This window comes from Paenibacillus ihuae (genome assembly GCF_001368795.1).
GTDB lineage: Bacteria > Bacillota > Bacilli > Paenibacillales > Paenibacillaceae > Paenibacillus_AQ > Paenibacillus_AQ ihuae.
Genome location: NZ_LN831198.1, coordinates 4,071,013 through 4,089,826, shown reverse-complemented (window position 1 = coordinate 4,089,826; position 18,814 = coordinate 4,071,013). Strand labels below are relative to the sequence as shown.

The 18,814-nt window shown below is 51.8% G+C and carries 18 protein-coding genes and 1 pseudogene; all 19 read left to right on the top strand.

Annotated features, from left to right (window positions below; all coding sequences use genetic code 11):
* A partial coding sequence (locus tag AQR02_RS34590) for an SbcC/MukB-like Walker B domain-containing protein (RefSeq protein ID WP_280818636.1) occupies positions 1-1,820 on the top strand: 1,820 nt, incomplete at its 5' end.
* A gap of 871 nt (positions 1,821-2,691) precedes the next feature.
* The gene (locus tag AQR02_RS18900) at positions 2,692-3,051 is read left to right on the top strand and encodes a histidine triad nucleotide-binding protein (RefSeq protein ID WP_054941799.1); all 360 of its coding nucleotides are present in this window, start codon (positions 2,692-2,694) and stop codon (positions 3,049-3,051) included.
* Positions 3,052-3,189: 138 nt separating this feature from the next.
* Complete coding sequence (rpsU, locus tag AQR02_RS18895; protein ID WP_005547957.1) at positions 3,190-3,363, top strand: 30S ribosomal protein S21; 174 nt, start codon at positions 3,190-3,192, stop codon at positions 3,361-3,363.
* 15 nt (positions 3,364-3,378) lie between these two features.
* Positions 3,379-3,822 carry a GatB/YqeY domain-containing protein gene (locus AQR02_RS18890; RefSeq protein WP_054941798.1) on the top strand — a complete coding sequence of 148 codons (444 nt, stop codon included), beginning with the start codon at positions 3,379-3,381 and terminating at the stop codon, positions 3,820-3,822.
* Positions 3,823-4,013: 191 nt separating this feature from the next.
* Positions 4,014-5,396 (top strand): NfeD family protein, encoded by a 1,383-nt coding sequence (locus tag AQR02_RS18885; RefSeq protein WP_054941797.1) that lies wholly within the window; start codon positions 4,014-4,016, stop codon positions 5,394-5,396.
* Between the two features lie 62 nt (positions 5,397-5,458).
* The gene (gene floA, locus AQR02_RS18880; protein WP_054941796.1) at positions 5,459-6,460 is read left to right on the top strand and encodes a flotillin-like protein FloA; all 1,002 of its coding nucleotides are present in this window, start codon (positions 5,459-5,461) and stop codon (positions 6,458-6,460) included.
* A gap of 16 nt (positions 6,461-6,476) precedes the next feature.
* The gene (locus AQR02_RS18875) at positions 6,477-7,097 is read left to right on the top strand and encodes a hypothetical protein (RefSeq protein WP_054941795.1); all 621 of its coding nucleotides are present in this window, start codon (positions 6,477-6,479) and stop codon (positions 7,095-7,097) included.
* Between the two features lie 213 nt (positions 7,098-7,310).
* A complete protein-coding gene (gene yqfC / locus AQR02_RS18870) occupies positions 7,311-7,604 on the top strand; it encodes a sporulation protein YqfC (RefSeq protein ID WP_054941794.1) in 294 nt (97 codons plus the stop codon).
* On the top strand, positions 7,601-8,791 hold the full coding sequence (gene yqfD, locus AQR02_RS18865; RefSeq protein ID WP_054941793.1) for a sporulation protein YqfD: 1,191 nt from the start codon (positions 7,601-7,603) through the stop codon (positions 8,789-8,791). Before yqfC ends, yqfD begins: the two co-directional genes overlap by 4 nt.
* A gap of 6 nt (positions 8,792-8,797) precedes the next feature.
* Positions 8,798-9,768: pseudogene (locus AQR02_RS18860) on the top strand (PhoH family protein).
* Between the two features lie 17 nt (positions 9,769-9,785).
* Positions 9,786-12,041, top strand: coding sequence for an HD family phosphohydrolase (locus AQR02_RS18855; RefSeq protein ID WP_054941792.1), 2,256 nt, complete (start codon positions 9,786-9,788; stop codon positions 12,039-12,041).
* On the top strand, positions 12,038-12,535 hold the full coding sequence (gene ybeY, locus AQR02_RS18850) for an rRNA maturation RNase YbeY (protein ID WP_054941791.1): 498 nt from the start codon (positions 12,038-12,040) through the stop codon (positions 12,533-12,535). Before AQR02_RS18855 ends, ybeY begins: the two co-directional genes overlap by 4 nt.
* Complete coding sequence (locus tag AQR02_RS18845) at positions 12,535-12,930, top strand: diacylglycerol kinase family protein (protein ID WP_054941790.1); 396 nt, start codon at positions 12,535-12,537, stop codon at positions 12,928-12,930. Before ybeY ends, AQR02_RS18845 begins: the two co-directional genes overlap by 1 nt.
* 223 nt (positions 12,931-13,153) lie before the next feature.
* Positions 13,154-13,669, top strand: coding sequence for a cytidine deaminase (locus tag AQR02_RS18840; protein ID WP_342447467.1), 516 nt, complete (start codon positions 13,154-13,156; stop codon positions 13,667-13,669).
* A gap of 603 nt (positions 13,670-14,272) precedes the next feature.
* Positions 14,273-15,166, top strand: a complete 894-nt coding sequence (gene era / locus AQR02_RS18835) for a GTPase Era (protein ID WP_054941788.1) — start codon at positions 14,273-14,275, stop codon at positions 15,164-15,166.
* A gap of 154 nt (positions 15,167-15,320) precedes the next feature.
* Complete coding sequence (locus AQR02_RS31470) at positions 15,321-15,464, top strand: YqzL family protein (RefSeq protein WP_082451906.1); 144 nt, start codon at positions 15,321-15,323, stop codon at positions 15,462-15,464.
* Positions 15,465-15,500: 36 nt separating this feature from the next.
* Positions 15,501-16,256: a DNA repair protein RecO gene (gene recO, locus AQR02_RS18830; protein WP_054941787.1), complete on the top strand. Its 756-nt coding sequence runs from the start codon at positions 15,501-15,503 to the stop codon at positions 16,254-16,256.
* 465 nt (positions 16,257-16,721) lie between these two features.
* Complete coding sequence (gene glyQ / locus AQR02_RS18820) at positions 16,722-17,609, top strand: glycine--tRNA ligase subunit alpha (protein WP_054941785.1); 888 nt, start codon at positions 16,722-16,724, stop codon at positions 17,607-17,609.
* Positions 17,602-18,814 (top strand): glycine--tRNA ligase subunit beta (glyS, locus tag AQR02_RS34585; RefSeq protein WP_245237545.1); only part of this gene is annotated, 1,213 nt, incomplete at its 3' end. The genes glyQ and glyS, both read left to right, overlap by 8 nt.

The following is an 18,814-nucleotide window of genomic DNA, read 5'->3' as shown; positions in this document are numbered from 1 at the left end:
TGCCTTGCCCGGTCTGCGGCAGCCCCCATCATCCTTCGCCTGCGTCCTCCCAGGACGGCGGCGAACGGGAAGAGCTGGAGGGCAGGCTCCAGCAGGTCCGCCTGCTGGCAAGACGGGCGCTGGAGACGCGCCACCTGTTTCACAGCCTGCTGGAGCAGGACGCGGCATGGCTGGAGCAGGTCTACGGTGAAGGTATGCAAGGCAGTCCGGCGGAATCTCCTGCGGCTGTGGCTCTGGAGCAGAAGGGCGCTGCGGGTGCCGGGTCTGCACAATCCCTTGCGGAGGTTCCGGATGAGAATCTGCTGGATGAGCTGGAGTCTAGGCTGAGTGCAGGCAAAGCCCGTTCCGGCGGGCTGCGCAGCGGTGCGCTCGAGTGGCAGCGGGTCATGCAGGAGCAGCAGCAGCTATGCCATAAGGAGGCCGCAGCTGTGCAGGCTGAATCTGCATGGGTACAGGGGCTTGCAGCCAAGGCGGAGGAACTGAATGCCCGCTTTGGCGTCTTGCGCCAGGAGTGGACATCGCTCTTCCCCGAGCTGGCACTGCATGAAGCGGAGGATGCCTACCGCGCGATGCTGGCCAAGGATGAGCAGTCCGAAGAGATCAGAGGACGGCTGGAGATCAGCGTGAAATTCCTGGAGGAGAAGAGCTCGGCTGTGCAGGGGCTTCAGGAAGAAATCGCTGGTCTGGACAAGGAGCTGACGCACTTGCACGCACAGCTTGAAGGCAAAGAAGCCCTGGAGCGCGAGAAAGAGCAGCGCCTGCACCAGTGGACAGGCGGCCGTCCTGCGGCTGGTTTGCTTGCGGAGTGTGAGCAGCAGCTGCAGAAGCTGCAGTCTGCGCTGGAGAACACCAGGCAGAGTCACCGCCAGGCTGCGGAGAAGGCACAGCATGAGCTGAAGGAAGCTGCCATTGCCCGGCAGGCGGCAGAATCAGCTCACGAGCACTACACCGAGGCTGCATTCCGCTGGGAGGAGAGCCTGCAGTCTTCTCCGTTTGGCTCGGCCTCCGAGGTGGAAGCGGCAGCTTTGCCGCCGGAAGAACGGAGTGCCGCCGCTGCACATGTGCGGAGTCATCGCGAGGCTGAGGCCGAGGTGAACCTGCAGCTGCGCAGCATTGAAGACAAGCTGCAGGGTGCTGTGCTCAGCAGCGAGGAGTGGCTGGAGAGTCAGACTGCCCTTCAACGGTGCAAAGAGGAGGATGAGGAGTCGCTCCAGCACCGGGCGCGCGCCGAGCGCGATCTGGAAGATTTGCAGCACCGTCATGTGCGCTGGATGGAACTTGAGGGCCAGCGGGTGGAGCATGCCGCGCTTCAGGACCGCTTGTCCAAGCTGCAGGCTGTGCTGCGCGGAAATGCCTTCGTTGAATATATCGCCGAGGAGCAGCTGATGCAGGTGTGCCAGGCCGCGTCACAGCGGCTGCGCTTCCTGAGCAAGCAGCGGTATGCGCTGGAGGTTGATTCAGGAGGCGGCTTTGTCATCCGCGATGACGGGAACGGAGGCGTGAGACGTCCGGTCTCCACGTTGTCCGGCGGCGAGACATTCCTGACCTCACTGTCACTGGCGCTTGCCTTATCGGCACAGATCCAGCTGCGGGGGCAGTATCCGCTGCAATTCTTCTTCCTGGATGAAGGCTTCGGCACACTTGATCCGGATCTGCTGGATACCGTCATTACTTCTCTTGAGAGATTGCATAATGATCAGCTGGCCGTCGGCATCATCAGCCATGTTCCCGAGCTTCGGGCACGGCTGCCGCGCAAGCTGATTGTTGTTCCTGCGGAGCAGGGCGGCGGGGGTTCGCACATTCTTTTGGAAAAAATGTGAGACTTGGGGTTTGATGTGATGTCGATCACAGAGACACCTTCAAACCCCTGTTATAATACAGCTAAGCCGACATCATTTTAGAAACACCTCGGCGGACGTATGACCGGGAAGATCTCCTTTTCATACGTCCGCCGCCGAATCAGCTTTTTAAGCTGCTAAGGGTGTTTCTTTTTTTTGGCTTTTTTGCTGCTCCAGGCAGGGACAAACCGCGTAAAGCCGCCCTTTTTATGGATTTCCGAATCTGTTTCTAGAATACAGGGTGCACTTAAATAGACTCTGTTACCTCTAAGAAAGTAATTCCTTAGTTAATTACACAGATTACTTTGAAAAGCCGGTTTTTGAAAAAAGGATGGTTAGATCGCACTAAAATCCGTATTATCTGTTACTGATACAGTTTTCGCTAATAATAACGGGGCTGTTCCAGCACTTGTCCATGCCCGTACTTGTAATTACTGTTCTTAAGCGTAATCACCGCTGTTTATACTACGGTCATCGTGTTAAACATTGTTTCATGCCCCTTCCCTTACTGTGAGATCTCTGTGAGATGTTTTGAATCCCTCCAATTCCCCGATAGTACCGTATAATAAATATCTATCTTTCAAAGAGCTGTATTCTGCTTCTTCCGCTTTCGTATTCCTTTATAATCCTGTATGATTAGAGACATAAATTTATTGTGGCGAAGACAGCCGGGCTGTAAGACCGAAGCAGGCGCTCCGCAAAATAAAGCGTCTGCTTACGAAGCGGGTTTTGTTGCGAAGAGAATTCAGGCAGTCATGCTCCACAAAACAAAGCGTATGCTTACGAAGCAAGTTTTGTTACGAAGAAAATTCAGGCAGTCATGCTCCACAAAACTTTTAGGAGGAAGCGTTGTATGGAAACCGTCTTTAGCAAAATAATTGAGGGCACAATCCCTTCCAAAAAGGTTTTCGAGAACGAGCGGATTCTGGCGTTCTATGACATTGAGCCTGCTGCGCCAGTGCATGTGCTCATTATCCCGAAGAAATTCATCGCCTCGATGAATGATGTCACGGCGGAGGATTTGCCGCTGATCGGCGAGATTCATGCTGTGGCACAGCAAATTGCCATAGAGCTTGGCATTGCGGAAACCGGCTACCGGCTGATCAACAATTGCGGACCGGATAGCGGACAAGCCGTGCCTCACCTTCATTATCACCTGCTGGGCGGTGCCAAACTGGGCGCCCTTGTCGGCACTTCTGCTTCACATGCTTAGCAGATTTTTCGAAATTAGATAACCAGCCAGAAAAAAGAATAACACGAAGGTTGACACCTTATTTCGGTTTGACCTATAATGAAATTTGATGAACCGTGTTATGCTCTTGGACGGTCTGGTCGGAGGGAGGGAAAACTGGTGTCTGAAACGAAAGTTCGTAAAAACGAGACAATTGATGCTGCACTTCGTCGCTTTAAACGTTCCATCGCTAAAGATGGTGTCTTGGCTGAGGTGAAGAAACGCAAGCATTATGAGAAGCCAAGCGTAAAGCGCAAGAAGAAGTCTGAGGCTGCTCGTAAGAGAAAGTTTTAGGAGGATTACCGAGTCATGAATCTTAGCGAACGATTGAACGAAGATATGAAGCAAGCGATGAAGAGTAAGGACAAGTTCACACTCTCCACCATTCGAATGGTTCGTTCTACGATAAAGTATCTTGAAATAGATTTGAAGAGAACATTAGACGACAACGAAGTGCTTGATATCCTTAGTCGTGAAATCAAACAGCGCAAAGATGCCCTCCAAGAATTTGAATCAGCGGGTCGCGACGAGCTTGCCGCGAGTACGAAGGCAGAAATCGAGATTATCATTAAGTATCTTCCTACGCAGCTTTCCGAAGAAGAAATTAAAGTAATTGTACAGCAGACCATCCAGGAAACCGGTGCTTCTTCGAAAAGTGATATGGGTAAGGTCATGAGCGCGCTGATGCCTAAAGTCAAAGGTCGCGCCGATGGTAAACTTGTGAACCAGGCGGTTCTGCAATTTCTGCAATAATATAACGCTAGCACCCCTTTTATAAGGGGTGTTTTTCGTAATTAAGGGACAGGTATAAGCAATAGCTTAGCTTGTCCTTTATTTGCATTCCCTGGGAGACTAATGTATTTGGGTTTGTTTTGAAACGGATTTCCGGGGCTGGCGTACTAGGGAGTATGAACTGGGTTATCATGGAGAAGGGAGGTTAAAACATGAGCAGTTTTCGGAAAATGTTACTATCCTTTACTGTCGCAATTCTGCTGGTTATGCTGGGTATGCCGGTTCTTGCAGGGGCAAGCGGAGCGGCTGCTTCATCAGGTGCAGCGGATTCAAGTACCCAAGAAACTAAGAACGGACCAGTGTTTATCATTCCGGTAGACCAGGAGATTGAACGCGGGCTGCAGAGCTTTCTGGAGCGCGGCTTTGCAGAGGCGGCTAGCTACGGGGCCGTTCTGATTATGCTGGAGATTGATACGCCGGGGGGACTCGTTGACTCGGCTGAGCAGATAGGTACGCTCGTCAGAGACAGCGATATTCCAACTGCTGCGTACATCAAGGGCGACGCCGCATCTGCAGGCAGTTACATAGCGCTGAATGCGGATACCATTATCATGAAGCCCGGGAGCATGATCGGAGCGGCATCGCTGGTAGATATGAACGGAAACCACGTGGATGATGCCAAAATGGTCTCGTACTGGAAATCCAAAATGGTAGGGGCAGCAATGCTGAACGGCCGTGATCCCGACATCGCCGCAGGGATGATGGATGTTAATCTGGTGGTGAACAAACCTGAGCTAGGCGTGAACAAAACGGCAGGCCAGATCATTGCTTTGACCAGTGATGAAGCGCTGAAAGCCGGATATGCTGAACATTTGGCAGGTACCCCGGAGGAAGCTGTGAGCTGGCTTGGGTATTCTACGGAAGATATTTTTTATGTAAAGCATACCGGCGCAGAGAAAATGTCGCAGTTTCTCACGAATCCGGTTGTGATGACCATTCTGCTCTTTATCGGGATTGCCGGAATTGTCATTGAAATGCTGATACCGGGATTCGGTGCTCCGGGGATTATCGGAACGCTGGCCTTTGCCCTTTATTTCTTCGGCAACTATGTTGCCGGCTTCGCCGGGGCTGAGACCTGGCTGCTGTTCATTCTGGGGCTTGTGATGCTCGTTCTGGAGCTCTTTGTCCCTAGCTTTGGAATACTGGGTCTGCTGGGTTCGGTCTGCCTTGTGGCGGGTGTGGTGCGGGCAGCCTTCAGCTATACTCATGCCCTATTCAACCTTGGGATTGCCTTTGCAGCAGCAACGGTGGTTATTGTGATTGTTGCAGTAATCTTTAAGGAGCGGGGAATCTGGAATCGTTTTATCCTGCGGGACAGTCTGACCAAGGAAGAGGGATTTGTGCCAGTACTGGAAAAACTAAGCCTTCTTGGAGCGGCAGGAGTGAGTATCACTCCGCTTCGTCCGGCAGGAACTGCCATGGTCGGCGGAGAACGTGTAGATGTGGTTACAGAAGGCAGCTTTATCAATTCGGGCAGGCCCATTTCCGTCATCAAAGTAGAGGGCGGGCGCGTGGTGGTCAAGGAATCGGAATAAGCTGAGCCTTTGAAATGCAGAAGTAAGTGAATTTAAAAATGTGATGGAGGTTGACAAAGAGTATGGGTGAAGCGTCTTTAATTCCTATTTTGCTGATCGCGGTTGTCGTGATCATAGTTTTGAGTGTGTTCTTCAGCTTCTTCCCGGTTATGCTGTGGGTTTCTGCATGGGCATCCGGTGTAAGAATCAGTATTATTACGCTGGTGGCGATGAGGCTGCGCCGGGTAACTCCGAGCCGGATTGTCAATCCTCTGATTAAGGCAACGAAGGCGGGACTAGGTATTAATATCAATCAGCTGGAGAGTCATTACCTGGCCGGAGGTAACGTTGACCGGGTTGTAAATGCGCTTATCGCTGCCCAGCGGGCTGATATTCCGCTCGAGTTCACGCGTGCAGCTGCCATTGATCTGGCGGGACGTGACGTGCTGCTGGCCGTACAGATGAGTGTTAATCCTCGTGTTATTGAGACGCCGGTTGTCGCTGCGGTTGCCAAGAACGGGATCGAAGTGAAGGTTAAAGCACGGGTAACAGTCCGGGCCAATATCGACCGGCTGGTCGGCGGTGCGGGTGAGGAAACAATTATTGCGCGTGTCGGTGAAGGGATTGTTACCACTGTAGGTTCGAGTAATTCGCATAAAGATGTTCTGGAGAATCCGGATTCGATTTCACGGACCGTTCTGGCCAAAGGCCTGGATTCCGGTACCGCATTTGAGATTCTCTCGATTGATATTGCGGATATCGATGTCGGTAAGAATATCGGTGCTTATCTGCAGACGGAGCAGGCTGAAGCAGACAAACGTATCGCACAGGCCAAAGCCGAAGAACGCAGAGCAATGGCCGTGGCCCATGAACAGGAAATGAAGGCGCGGGTCGTTGAGATGAAGGCGCTGGTCGTCGAAGCCGAATCCCAGGTACCGCTTGCTATGGCAGAAGCGCTGCGGGCCGGACAGCTTGGCGTCATGGACTATATGAATCTCAAAAATATCGAGGCCGACACCCAGATGCGCGGCTCGCTCGGTAAATTAAATGATGGGGACGATTCGAACCGTCCGACCAATAAATAAGGGGATGTGAGTTCCCATGGGCAGTTTGATTTATATCGCCGCGATTATCCTTATCGCGATCATTTCCAATGTGAATAAAGCGGCTAAGAATAAGAAGAAGCCTAACGCACGGGGCGGCATGCCTACCTTTGGAGGAGACGGAGATTCTCCGCTTCGCCGGACACGGCGCCCTGAGCCTGACCGGGAAGTCGTGCGCCCGGCAGCCTCAGGCAGCGGGTTTCCGGCGCCTGGAAGCCCCTCCTCGTATCCGGGCCGGTCAACGGCGTCCTATGAGGAGCATGAACATGAGCTTTCTCCGGCCTGGAGCGAATCTCCGCTGATTCCTACACCTGATTATGAAACAGGGGAAGGAATGTCTCTGGAGCAGCCATGGGATCGAGAGGATAGTGTGCAGGCGCGTACAGAGCGTATGCAGCGCGAGCTGGAGCGGCTGCAGGCTTCATTTGATGGTATAGCGGGTCAGGTGAAGGAAGCGGGCTTAGGAGGGGCTGTGGCGGCCCGTGAGTACGGGGATGCAGTAGGCTCGCTCCAGAGCGGATTGGCGAGCAACCGCCAAGCGCTGCAGAACGGGCTGGTCTGGTCGGAAATTCTTGGCCCTCCACGTTCCCGGCGGCCGCATTCTACCCGCAGATCATGATTTTCGCAAGAGTGGTCAATGCTGCCCGTTAGGGCGGCAGCTGTTCTACGATGCACAGGTAAGCCTTCGGGGCCTTTATGGTCCTGAAGGCTTTTTTTGTATTTCCCGGGCTCAGAAGGCTCCCTGAATCCGCTTCCTATGTGACTTCTGCTCATAAAAAACGGCATCACCGCATAAGGTGTACAGAAGGCAGGAAGGGGGAGAAGTCTACATATGACCCGTATCGGCCGCAGGCTGCGGGGATGGACAAACGGGGTACTGGATCTTCCGCAGGATGTGCTGCAGGAGTTGCCCCGGATCACCCTGATCGGCAATAAGGAGCTGTACATTGAGAATCACCGCGGCGTGCTGAACTTTTCCTCTGGACAGCTTACGATCGCGTTAGTGAATGGTTCACTTGAAATTTCCGGGGAGGGGCTTATGATCCGGAACATACTCGGCCAGGAACTTGCTGTTGAAGGCGTTATCGGTGAAATCAGATATAAGGGAAGCGAGGAGAAACCATGAAAGAGCCGCCTCTGTCAACATTGCGGGGTGTCGTTACACTGCATGTGACGGGACCGCAGGTGGAAAAGTTTATCAATGCCGTAGCCGAAGCCGGCATCGTCATCTGGGAGGTGAAGCCTGCCGGAGACGGTGCTTCCCTGAATCTCTTGCTGGATGACTTTTTTGCTCTCCGGCCGCTCCTGAAAAAGACAGGCTGCCGCATGCATGTCACCGCCAGGAACGGACTTCCCTTCAGGGCGGCTCGGCTGTGGAGACGTAAGCTTTTTGCCGCAGGTATACTCCTGTTCGGGGTTACACTTCTGCTGTTTTGTTCGATGGTCTGGACCATCCGGGTTGAAGGGAATAAGCTGATTGCCTCTGAGGACATATTAGCTGCTGCCCGCCAGGAGGGCGTATATCCGTACCAGTGGATTTGGCGTATGGAAGATCCGGACAAGCTCTCCAAAAAGCTGATTTCCCGTGTGCCGGGTATTTCCTGGGTCGGGGTGGAACGGACGGGGACGAGCATTACGATTCAGGTTGTAGAGGCTGACCAGCCGGAGAGCAAGCCCCTTTTAAGCCAGCGCCACCTGATCAGCAGAACTGATGCTGTAGTTACCGGAATTTACGCCGAGCAGGGAAGACCTGTTGTGGGAATTAATTCCCGGGTCAAAAAAGGTCAGATACTGATCTCCGGTGCTTTGGGCGATGAGGAGAATACACAGTATGTAGTGGCCAAAGGGGAGGTAAAGGGCCTTGTCTGGCATGAATACAATATTGAGGTTCCTCTGAAAACGACAAGCAGCTCCTATACAGGAGAGCGGAAAGACCGCACTTATCTTGTTCTAGGTGATTGGGCGGTCCAATTGTGGGGCTACGGGGAATCCGGTTTTGATAAATCACGCATGCTCACAGAGAATAATATGCTGTCCTGGCGTTCCCTGCAGCTGCCGCTTGGGGTGATGACGGAGAAGGAGCTGGAGATCCAATACACTTCTTCGGTAAAGACGGCGGAAGAGGCCAGAGCAGACGGGATTGCACGGGCAAAAAATGATATTTTGGCCCATTACGGTGCTGACAGCACCATAAAAAGTCAAAAAATTTTGCATGAGAAGAAAGACAATGGTAAAGTTTATATGAAAGTGCTGTTTGAAGTGGAAGAGAAAATTGCGGAAGAACTTCCGATAGTAAACAACCGAGGAGAATGAGGCTACTTGTCAGAACAGACTGCAAGCATTCGTATATCTTTGCAAAATGCGGGAGAAGCGCAATCGTTGTTCGGCCCGCAGGATGGATTCCTTAAAATTATCGAAAGCGAAATTCCGGCGGTGATTGACTCGCGTGAGGCGGAGGTTACGATACGCGGGGCGGAGCGCGAAGTGGACATGCTGGGGCAATTGTTTAATGTTCTGCTGTCTTTGGTTCGCGGCGGTTACATACTTAGTGAACGGGACATTCAATATGCGGTAGAGCTGGCCAAGGATTTTCGCGCTGATCAGCTGCTTGACCTGTTCAAGGGCGAAATCACAACAACTTTCCGCGGCAAGCCGATCCGTGTCAAAACCATTGGCCAGAAGCACTATGTAACTACCATTAAGAAACGCGATATCGTCTTCGGAATAGGTCCGGCGGGAACAGGTAAGACTTACCTTGCCGTTGTGCTTGCCGTTACAGCCCTCAAGGAGGGCTCCGTGAAGCGTATTGTGCTTACCCGCCCTGCAGTAGAGGCAGGAGAGAGTCTGGGCTTTTTGCCAGGCGATTTGCAGGAGAAGGTTGACCCGTATCTCCGCCCGCTCTACGACGCCTTGTACGACGTTATGGGGCCTGATCAGGTGGCCAAGGCGCTTGAGCGGGGACTGATTGAAATTGCACCCCTTGCCTATATGCGGGGACGTACGCTGGATGATTCGTTTATCATCCTGGATGAAGCCCAGAATACGACTCCCGAGCAAATGAAAATGTTTCTGACCCGGCTGGGGTTTGGTTCGAAGATGGTCATCACTGGTGACGTCACCAAATCGACCTGCCGCGCGGCAAGAAATCGGGATTAATCGAAGCTAAGGCGATTTTATCCGGCATTGAGGAATTGGGTTTTGTTTATTTTGCGGAACAGGATGTAGTAAGGCACTCCCTGGTGCAGAAAATTATCGTAGCCTATGACCGCTCTGCCGAAAACCTCGACTAACAAAGGGGACTGTCCTCATGGCTTCAAAGCAACCATCAAAATTAAGCGGATTTGTATATAGCAATAACGGATGGAAGTATAGCGCGGCAACGCGCTATGCTCTTTTCCTGTTATTGGGGATTGTCTTCTACTTTAGTCTCTCTTCTGATCTGCTGCCTAAACGTTATGATATAAAAGTGAATACCACCAGCGCAAAAGAAATTACGGCACCCAAGCAAATCCCCGATGACAAGGCTAAGCTGAAGGCTCAGGAAGCGGCAGCGGAGAGCGTGCCTAACAAGTATGCCATCATACTGATCAGAGCTGATAGTCTCGTCGGCTTGCTGCTAGACCGGATTGATAGCCTGAATCAGGATGATCTGATTTCCCAAAGCGAAAAGGTCGACATATACAGAGATGTGATTCCGCAGCGGGCCAATGATTTTGTCCAGAGCTTTGTCAATTCGAGCCGTAACGCCGGCACCTACTCGGATACCCTTCTGGAAGAGATCCAGTCGGTCATCGCTGAGCAGGCCTATACCATTCCGGAAGAGACTTACATCAAAATCCCGCGGCTGACGTCCCAGGATATCATCGAGATGAAGCAGGTTGCCCGGGAAATTGTGATCAAGCTGATGAACGATCAAATCGTTGACGCTCAGACGGTGCGCGCCAAGGTGGCAGAGCAGGTCAGCGTCAGCTCACTCAGCCAGCGAACAGCCCGTGAGGTTACGCAGGAACTGGTGCGGCTGGTTATTATGCCTAACAAGTTCTTTGACGAGGAAGCCACCAAGGAAGCAAAGGTGCAGGCCCGTGAGAATACGCCGAATGTGTTTATCGAACAAGGTGATGTGCTGGTAGCCAAAGGAGATACGATTACACCAGATCTGTACGCGCTGCTGGATGAAAACGGGCTGCTCAGCAATGAAGTTAACTATTGGCCGCAATTCGGGCTGCTGCTGCTGTCAATTATGCTCTCGGCAGGACTGATGGTATTTATCCGCTATTCCGGAGGCACAGCCGGCTTTAAGTACAATAACTCCCAGCTGCTGATGCTGGTGCTCGTCTTTATCATAACCATCTTCACCATGCGGCTTGCCGCTTTCCTGCAGACTGATGTCCGGTCCTATGTCGGTTTCCTGGCTCCGGTTGCCATCGGGGCGATGCTGATTGCCATGCTGCTGGATATGACACTGGCGTATTTCTGCTCTATTTTGTTCAGTGTGCTCTCTAGCATTATTCTGAATGTGCAGCAGAATACGGTCTTTGACTTTACCTTCGGCTTCTTTGCGCTGGTGGTGTCGTATGTAGCCATTTTTGCAACCCACCGTGCCGGACAGCGCTCCACATTGCTGAAAGGCGGAATTATGGTCTCCTTATTCGGCTGTGTAACAGTATTTATGCTGAAACTGCTGGGAGGCGGAGAATGGAATGACACACAGACCTTATATGAGGTAGGCTTTGCTTTTGCCGGCGGTTTGCTGACAGCGGTGCTCGTGATCGGGCTGATGCCGTTCTTCGAGGCTACCTTTGGCATTTTATCGGCGCTGAAGCTGGTCGAGCTGTCCAACCCGAATCATCCGTTGCTCCGCAAGCTGCTTACCGAGACACCCGGAACGTATCATCACAGCGTGATGGTCGGCAACCTGTCGGAAGCTGCGGCGGAAGCGATTGGTGCGGATGGCCTGCTATGCCGCGTTGGCTCCTACTATCATGATATCGGCAAGACGAAGCGGCCGTTTTATTTTATCGAGAACCAGAACAATATGGAGAATCCGCATGATTCGATTGAACCGGCGCTCAGCAAATCGATCATTGTGGCCCATGCCCGTGACGGGGTGGAAATGCTTAAGGAGTATAAGCTGCCTAAGCCGATCCGCGACATTGCCGAACAGCATCACGGCACGACGTTCCTGCATTATTTTTATCATAAAGCACTAAAACTGGCGGAGGAGAAAGGCACTGAGCCGGATTTCACCGAAGAGGATTTCCGCTATCCAGGACCTAAAGCACAGTCCAAAGAAGCGGCCGTAGTCGGCATTGCCGACAGTGTGGAGGCTGCCGTCCGCTCACTCCGCAAGCCGACGGTTGTGCAGGTGGAGACGATGATAGAGAAGATAATCAAGAGCCGTCTGGACGATCATCAATTCGATGAATGTGATTTGACGATCAAGGAATTGGACATTATCGCGCGGACCCTGAAAGAAACGGTAATGGGGATTTTTCACTCGCGGATCGAATATCCTGAGGAAGTGAAGAAACCGAAGAAAGAGGAAGGGGCGGCTACTACATGAGTCTAGCCATCAATTGGAACAACGAGCAGGAAGAATATGAAATTAATGACGGTCTTATCGCACTGCTGGAGAACATTCTGCAAAAAGCGGGGGAAGCCGAAGGGATTGAGAAAGGTGAGGTGGACCTTACTTTTGTCGATAATGAGCGCATTCATGAATTGAACCGTGAGTACCGGGGAATTGACCGTCCGACGGACGTGCTTTCCTTTGCGATGAATGAAACCGGAGAAGATGAACCGGAAATTATATATGCGTTCGATAAGAATGAGGAACTTGGGGATGTCCCGAACGCGCTTGGAGATATTATTATCTCTGTCACACGGGCACAGGAGCAGGCTTTGGAGTACGGGCATTCTCTGGAACGGGAGCTTGGATTCCTGTTCGTTCACGGTTTTTTACATCTGCTTGGATATGATCATCAGGATGCGGCCTCGGAGGCCGAGATGATGTCCAAACAGGAGCATGTACTGGCTCAGGTGGGGTTGACCCGCTAATGGTCAAGAATACGGCGGTGGGCCACAAAAAATTCTGGCATTCTTTTCGATTTGCTGCGCACGGTATAGCCTCAGCGTTCAAATCCGAGCTGAACATGAAGGTGCATTGCGGCCTGGCTGTTATTGTGCTTGCCGCCGCCGTGATTTTCAAGCTTCCTCCTTCAAGCTGGATGCTGCTGCTGCTGGCAATTACGCTAGTTCTGAGCACAGAGCTGTTGAATACGGCTATTGAAGCGACGGTTGATCTGGTGTCGCCGGAGATTCATCCCCTGGCTAAGACTGCCAAAGATACCGCCGCAGGAGCTGTGCTGCTTACGGCGGTCTTTGCTGTTATTGTCGGAATCTATGTTTTTTATCATCCTGTGATGGACTGGATCACCGGACTTATGTCATAATCAGTTTACAACTTCAGCTGACCTAAGAGGCGGACCGGCTTTTTTGCCCTCCGTCATCTTTAATTAGGCCATTCTCTTTCGAAGCAAAATTCCAGCAGAAAAGTCCAATTTCAAAGGTGTGTATAGGGGCAAATCTCAGACAGGACGGCTCATATAGCGTCGCTGCTACTTGTGAAAAGTGAGAAGTGAAATTAACAACACTAAGCGATACTGTGAAGAGTTTATGCTAACAAAACAAACTAAGCTAATGCTTACGAAGCCAGTTTTGAACGAAGTAATCCAAGTAGAATATGCTGAACAAACTTTTAGGAGGGCCACTATGGAATCTGCTCAACTTCTTCAGGAAGCGATCAAGGCAAGAGCCAATGCTTATATACCTTATTCCCGTTTCGGAGTCGGTGCGGCGCTGCTGGATCAGGACGGCCATGTGCACCATGGCTGCAATATTGAGAACGCCGCCTACGGCCCGACGAACTGCGGGGAGCGTACAGCAATGTTCCGCGCCATTGCAGACGGGCACAAACCCGGCACCTTCCAAGCGATTGCCGTCGTTGCTGATACAGACGGACCTGTATCGCCCTGCGGCGTCTGCCGCCAGGTCATGGTTGAGCTGTGCGGTCCCGATATGAAAGTTATTCTTGGCAACCTGAAGGGCGATATCTTCGAAACGACGGTGCGCGACTTGCTTCCGGGCGCGTTTGGCCCCGCTGATCTGGAGCAGGGACAGGCTCCTGAGTAAATCAACTCTATATAATCGGCGGAATACAGTAGCCGCAATGTAGTATACTTTCGATTTAATTGCACCAGGTACAGTTAAGTTAGCCTAATTTGCGCAGTATCTGAATTTAATTGCAGTTTCTGCAGTTATATTTGCAATTTGCTAGTGAAATCGCACAAATTGCCAAAAATAACTGCACGAAATACAGCTAAACGGGAATAGTCGTAGATTCAATTTGAAATAACTGTACAAAATACAATTAAAGTAGTGTAGGGTGCTGATGGTGCTCCGTGCAGAGGCTTGAGCTATTTGTTTTGCGTGGTAATGAACTAGGCAATGGGCAGCGATGTGTGCTAATGCTACTGCTACTGCAAATACGTGATGCTCAACATGTCTTTAACTAATCAACCCTCGCCACTGTCCAGCGTGTTCCCGGAGGGAACGAAAGCGCTCCATGCACCAACTGTCTGTTCCGTGCACCGATTGCCGCTCTCACGCCCAATTCCGGGTGTCCAGAGGGCCGGGGCCCTTGGGGTCCCCCTTGGCTAAGGGGGATTTAGGGGGATCGAAAAAAGCCTTTAATATTAAAGTTTATTATTTTTCACCAGCAGAAGGGAAGATTATATGAAATTCAAATCAGGGTTTGTCGCCATTATCGGCAGACCGAACGTAGGCAAATCGACACTCATGAACCAGGTGATTGGTCAAAAAATCGCCATCATGTCGGACAAGCCGCAGACCACACGAAACAAAATTCACGGGGTGTATACGGCGAACAATTCGCAGATCGTATTCCTGGACACACCGGGTATTCATAAAAGACAATCGAAGCTGGGCGATTACATGAACCAGACGGCGATGAGCACGCTGCATGAAGTGGAAGCGGTACTGTTCCTTGTGGATGCTTCAGAAGGTCTGGGCGGCGGTGACCGCTTTATCGCTGAGCAACTCAGCGGGGTTAAGACACCTGTTATTTTAGTGCTAAATAAGATCGACAAAATCGAGCCGGAGGCGCTGCTTCCGCTGATTGCACAGTACAACAAGCTGCATGAGTTCGCTGAAATCGTACCGATTTCCGCTAAGCTCGGCAGTAATGTCAATACGCTGCTGGATCAGGTGGCCAAATATCTGCCGGAAGGTCCTCAGTATTATCCGGATGACCAGATTACCGACCATCCAGAGCAGTTTGTCTGCGCCGAGCTGATCCGTGAGAAAATTCTCCACATGACCCGTGAAGAGGTGCCGCATTCCATTGCAGTGGCCATCGAGGATATGCGCGTAGAGCCTAATGGCGTAGTGCATATTAACGCGGTTATTTTTGTCGAGCGCGATTCCCAGAAGGGAATTATTATCGGCAAGCAGGGGGCGATGCTGAAGGAAGTCGGCAGACGGGCCCGCACGGATATCGAGAACCTTCTGGGTTCGAAGATTTTCTTAGAGCTATGGGTTAAAGTGAAAAAAGACTGGCGCAATCAGGAACGCGTACTGCGCGATTTGGGCTTCCATAAAGACCTTTAAAACTTGGGACTCCGCAGCTTCTTGAAACGGCCCCGCCTGCCATGCAGGACGGCAGGCCGTTTCTGCTTGGCAGGAATTGCAAGGATAAACCTCCGCTCAGCGCACATCCTATTTCTGAAGAGACATCGTGTTTCCGAAGAAAGGATGAATACGAATGCGAGACTTTTCGTGGAAGTATTTTGCAAAGACTGGAGATGTCGATGCTTATCTGCTGTATAGAGAAGCCGGAGATCCGCTTGAAGAAGGCGGACCGCTGCTCGCGGAGGAAGAGAAGGCCCTTGATGAAGAAGCGCAATAAGGACTGGTTGCTTGCCGAATGGTTGGGGGAAGAGGCATGCTACACAGGGTGGAAGGGATCGTCATCCGCAGCATGGACTACGGTGAAGGGAACGCCATTATTACGCTTTGCACCGAGAACGCCGGTAAAGTAGGCGTTCTCGTCCGCGGTGCCAAGAAGGTCAAAAGCCGCCATGCTGCGCTTATCCAGCTGTTCACAATTGGTGAATTTGTATTTTTCCGCAACAATGGGGGGTTAGGAACCCTGAACGCAGGAGAAATAACACAGTCCCATCATTCGCTGCGGACAGATTTGATCAAAGCAGCCTATGCTTCATATGCATGCGAACTGCTTGACCGTGTGCTGCATGAGGAGGAAACCGGCAGCTTCTGGTTCCGGCAGCTGTCGGCGTGTTTGAATGCACTTGAAGAAGATAAGGAACCCGGTGTCATTCTTAATGTATTTGAGATGAAAATACTGCAGGCTGCGGGATACGGTCCGGAACTCAATCATTGTATTGCCTGCGGGCTGGATAAGCCGGATGAAGAACTGCGTGTTAGCCCCCGCCTCGGCGGGGTATTATGCCGCAGCTGCAGACACAATGACCCGCCGGCGATGGAGATTTCTCCCCGTGCGCTTAAGCTGCTGCGCCTGTTTGCAGCCCTTGATCTGACACGCCTCGGCAATGTGGATGTGAAGGAAGCCACCCGCAGTGAGCTTAAAAAAGTAATGCGGGCGTTTATGGATATGCAGCTCGGGCTGAAATTGAAGTCGCAAGGTTTCCTTGACCAGCTCGATAAATACAACATTTGACGAATCCTTAAATTTCCGTTACTATGGGATCAGTTTCTTTTTAATTTACAGCCGATGTTACTCTGAAGTCTTGGAGACGTGCAGTGATCGGGAAAGTAGTGGACGCCAGTTGTCGCTTAAGCGAGCCGGGGATAGTGGAAGCCTGGCAGGACAATGTTCATGAACAGGGCACCCGGGAGTACGGAAACGGCAGAATGAAAAGTGGATTTCGTCAACTTGCGTATTACCGGGCCGAAATGGCCGGGGACGCAGTGCGTAATCAAGTAGGGTGGAACCGCGGGAGTATATGTTAAGCTCTCGTCCCTATGTCTGGAAATCAGGCATGGGGGCGGGAGCTTTTTTGCCTTGTGGCGGACCTTCGGGCCTACGCCGCAGGCCTATAAGAGCGCCGCCTCCATCGCGGCACAGTAAGAAGCTTCATGGCAGAGACTGCCACCAAACTTGTAAAGCGAAGGAGTCGGTAGTATGAACTTTCAGCAGATGATTTTGACACTGCAGCAGTTCTGGGCAGAACAGAACTGTATCCTCGTCCAGCCGTATGATACGGAAAAAGGGGCGGGCACGATGAACCCTATGACGTTTTTGCGTTCGCTTGGACCCGAGCCGTGGAAAGTAGCTTATGTTGAGCCTTCCCGCCGCCCGTCGGATGGACGTTATGGTGAGAACCCGAACCGGTTGTACCAGCATCACCAGTTCCAGGTGATCATCAAGCCTTCACCGGACAACATCCAGGAGCTGTATCTGGAAAGTCTGAAGGCGCTGGGTGTAGATCCACTCTTGCATGATATCCGCTTCGTTGAAGATAACTGGGAGAACCCGTCACTGGGCTGTGCAGGCCTCGGCTGGGAAGTATGGCTGGACGGTATGGAAATTACACAGTTTACCTATTTCCAGCAGGTGGGCGGAATTGAGACCAGTCCGGTAGCCGTAGAAATCACTTACGGTATGGAGCGTTTGGCTTCTTACATTCAGGAGAAGGAAAATGTATTCGATCTCGAATGGGTAGACGGAATGACTTACGGTGATGTATTCCATCAGCCGGAGGTGGAGCATTCCACGTATACCTTTGAAGTATCTGATGTCCAGATGCTGTTCACGCTGTTCAACACCTACGAACAAGAAGCCCGCAGAGCCATGGAGAACCATCTGGTATTCCCGGCCTATGACTATGTGCTGAAATGCTCGCATACCTTCAACCTTTTGGATGCGCGCGGGGCCATTAGTGTGACTGAACGTACAGGCTTCATTACAAGAGTGAGGAATCTGGCCCGTACCGTCGCGGCGACATATCTGGAGGAACGCGAGAAGCTGGGCTTCCCGCTGCTGAAGAAAGAAGGTGCAGAACATGTCTAAAGATATCTTGTTCGAAATAGGTCTGGAGGAAATTCCGGCGCGCTTTATCCGGGCGGCGATGGAGCAGCTTCAGGACAAAACAGCCAAATGGCTGGAAGCTTCGCGCATTGAGCACAGCGGAGTAACAGCCTACGCCACCCCGCGAAGACTCGCTGTACTGGTGAAAGACGCAGCTGAGAAACAGGCGGATATCAGTGAAGAAGTGAAAGGCCCGTCACGCAAAATCGCACTGGATGCCAGCGGCGAATGGAGCAAGGCTGCACTCGGTTTTGCCCGCAGCCAGGGGGTATCCCCGGACCAATTCACCTTTAAGGAACTGGCTGGCGTGGAGTATATCTATGCCACCAAGAACAGCGATGGTGTAGAGACCTCCTCTTTGCTTGCCGAGGGACTTACAGGCATCGTCAGCTCGATGAGCTTCCCGAAAAATATGCGCTGGGGCGCTTATGATTTCAAATTCGTCCGTCCGATCCGCTGGCTCGTTGCATTGTTCGGCCAAGAGATTATCAATCTGGAGATTACCGGTGTACAAGCAGGCAACGTGAGCCGCGGCCACCGTTTTCTCGGTGCTGAGACGGTCATTACAGAACCTGCAGCTTATGTTGAAATCATGCGGGCGCAGCATGTGCTGGTTGATGTGAAGGAGCGCGAAACGCTGATTCTGGATCAGATCAATAAGCTGGCGGCTGAAAAAGAATGGACCATCGCAATCAAGGAAGATCTGCTGGAAGAAGTGCTGTTCCTGGTGGAAACTCCGACTGTATTGTTCGGTACCTTTGATCCTTCCTTCCTGAACATTCCGCAGGAGGTGCTGATTACCTCGATGCGTGAGCATCAGCGGTATTTCCCGGTATTTGATGCTGCGGGCAAGCTCCTGCCGTTCTTCGTAACCGTTCGGAATGGTAATGCGGAGTCGCTTGATGTGATTGCCAAAGGAAATGAAAAGGTGCTGCGCGCCCGTTTATCGGATGCGAAATTCTTCTATGAAGAAGATCAGAAGCTGCAAATCAGCGATGCCCTGGCTAAGCTGGAAACCATTGTGTATCAAGTTGAACTGGGCAGTGTCGGCGACAAAGTGCGCAGAATCCGTGCAATTGCCGACAAGCTCGCAGCTAAGCTTGAGCTCTCACAAAGTGCAGCAGCTGAAGTCAGCCGTACCGCGGATATCTGCAAATTCGACCTTGTAACGCAAATGGTGGGTGAAT

Bases quoted from the DNA above. Each gene is read 5' to 3' on its own strand.
- AQR02_RS18900 (WP_054941799.1), top strand. From the start codon at position 2,692: ATGGAAACCGTCTTTAGCAAAATAATTGAGGGCACAATCCCTTCCAAA.
- AQR02_RS18890 (WP_054941798.1), top strand. From the start codon at position 3,379: ATGAATCTTAGCGAACGATTGAACGAAGATATGAAGCAAGCGATGAAG.
- AQR02_RS18885 (WP_054941797.1), top strand. From the start codon at position 4,014: ATGAGCAGTTTTCGGAAAATGTTACTATCCTTTACTGTCGCAATTCTG.
- floA (WP_054941796.1), top strand. From the start codon at position 5,459: ATGGGTGAAGCGTCTTTAATTCCTATTTTGCTGATCGCGGTTGTCGTG.
- AQR02_RS18875 (WP_054941795.1), top strand. From the start codon at position 6,477: ATGGGCAGTTTGATTTATATCGCCGCGATTATCCTTATCGCGATCATT.
- yqfC (WP_054941794.1), top strand. From the start codon at position 7,311: ATGACCCGTATCGGCCGCAGGCTGCGGGGATGGACAAACGGGGTACTG.
- yqfD (WP_054941793.1), top strand. From the start codon at position 7,601: ATGAAAGAGCCGCCTCTGTCAACATTGCGGGGTGTCGTTACACTGCAT.
- AQR02_RS18855 (WP_054941792.1), top strand. From the start codon at position 9,786: ATGGCTTCAAAGCAACCATCAAAATTAAGCGGATTTGTATATAGCAAT.
- ybeY (WP_054941791.1), top strand. From the start codon at position 12,038: ATGAGTCTAGCCATCAATTGGAACAACGAGCAGGAAGAATATGAAATT.
- AQR02_RS18845 (WP_054941790.1), top strand. From the start codon at position 12,535: ATGGTCAAGAATACGGCGGTGGGCCACAAAAAATTCTGGCATTCTTTT.
- AQR02_RS18840 (WP_342447467.1), top strand. From the start codon at position 13,154: ATGCTAACAAAACAAACTAAGCTAATGCTTACGAAGCCAGTTTTGAAC.
- era (WP_054941788.1), top strand. From the start codon at position 14,273: ATGAAATTCAAATCAGGGTTTGTCGCCATTATCGGCAGACCGAACGTA.
- AQR02_RS31470 (WP_082451906.1), top strand. From the start codon at position 15,321: ATGCGAGACTTTTCGTGGAAGTATTTTGCAAAGACTGGAGATGTCGAT.
- recO (WP_054941787.1), top strand. From the start codon at position 15,501: ATGCTACACAGGGTGGAAGGGATCGTCATCCGCAGCATGGACTACGGT.
- glyQ (WP_054941785.1), top strand. From the start codon at position 16,722: ATGAACTTTCAGCAGATGATTTTGACACTGCAGCAGTTCTGGGCAGAA.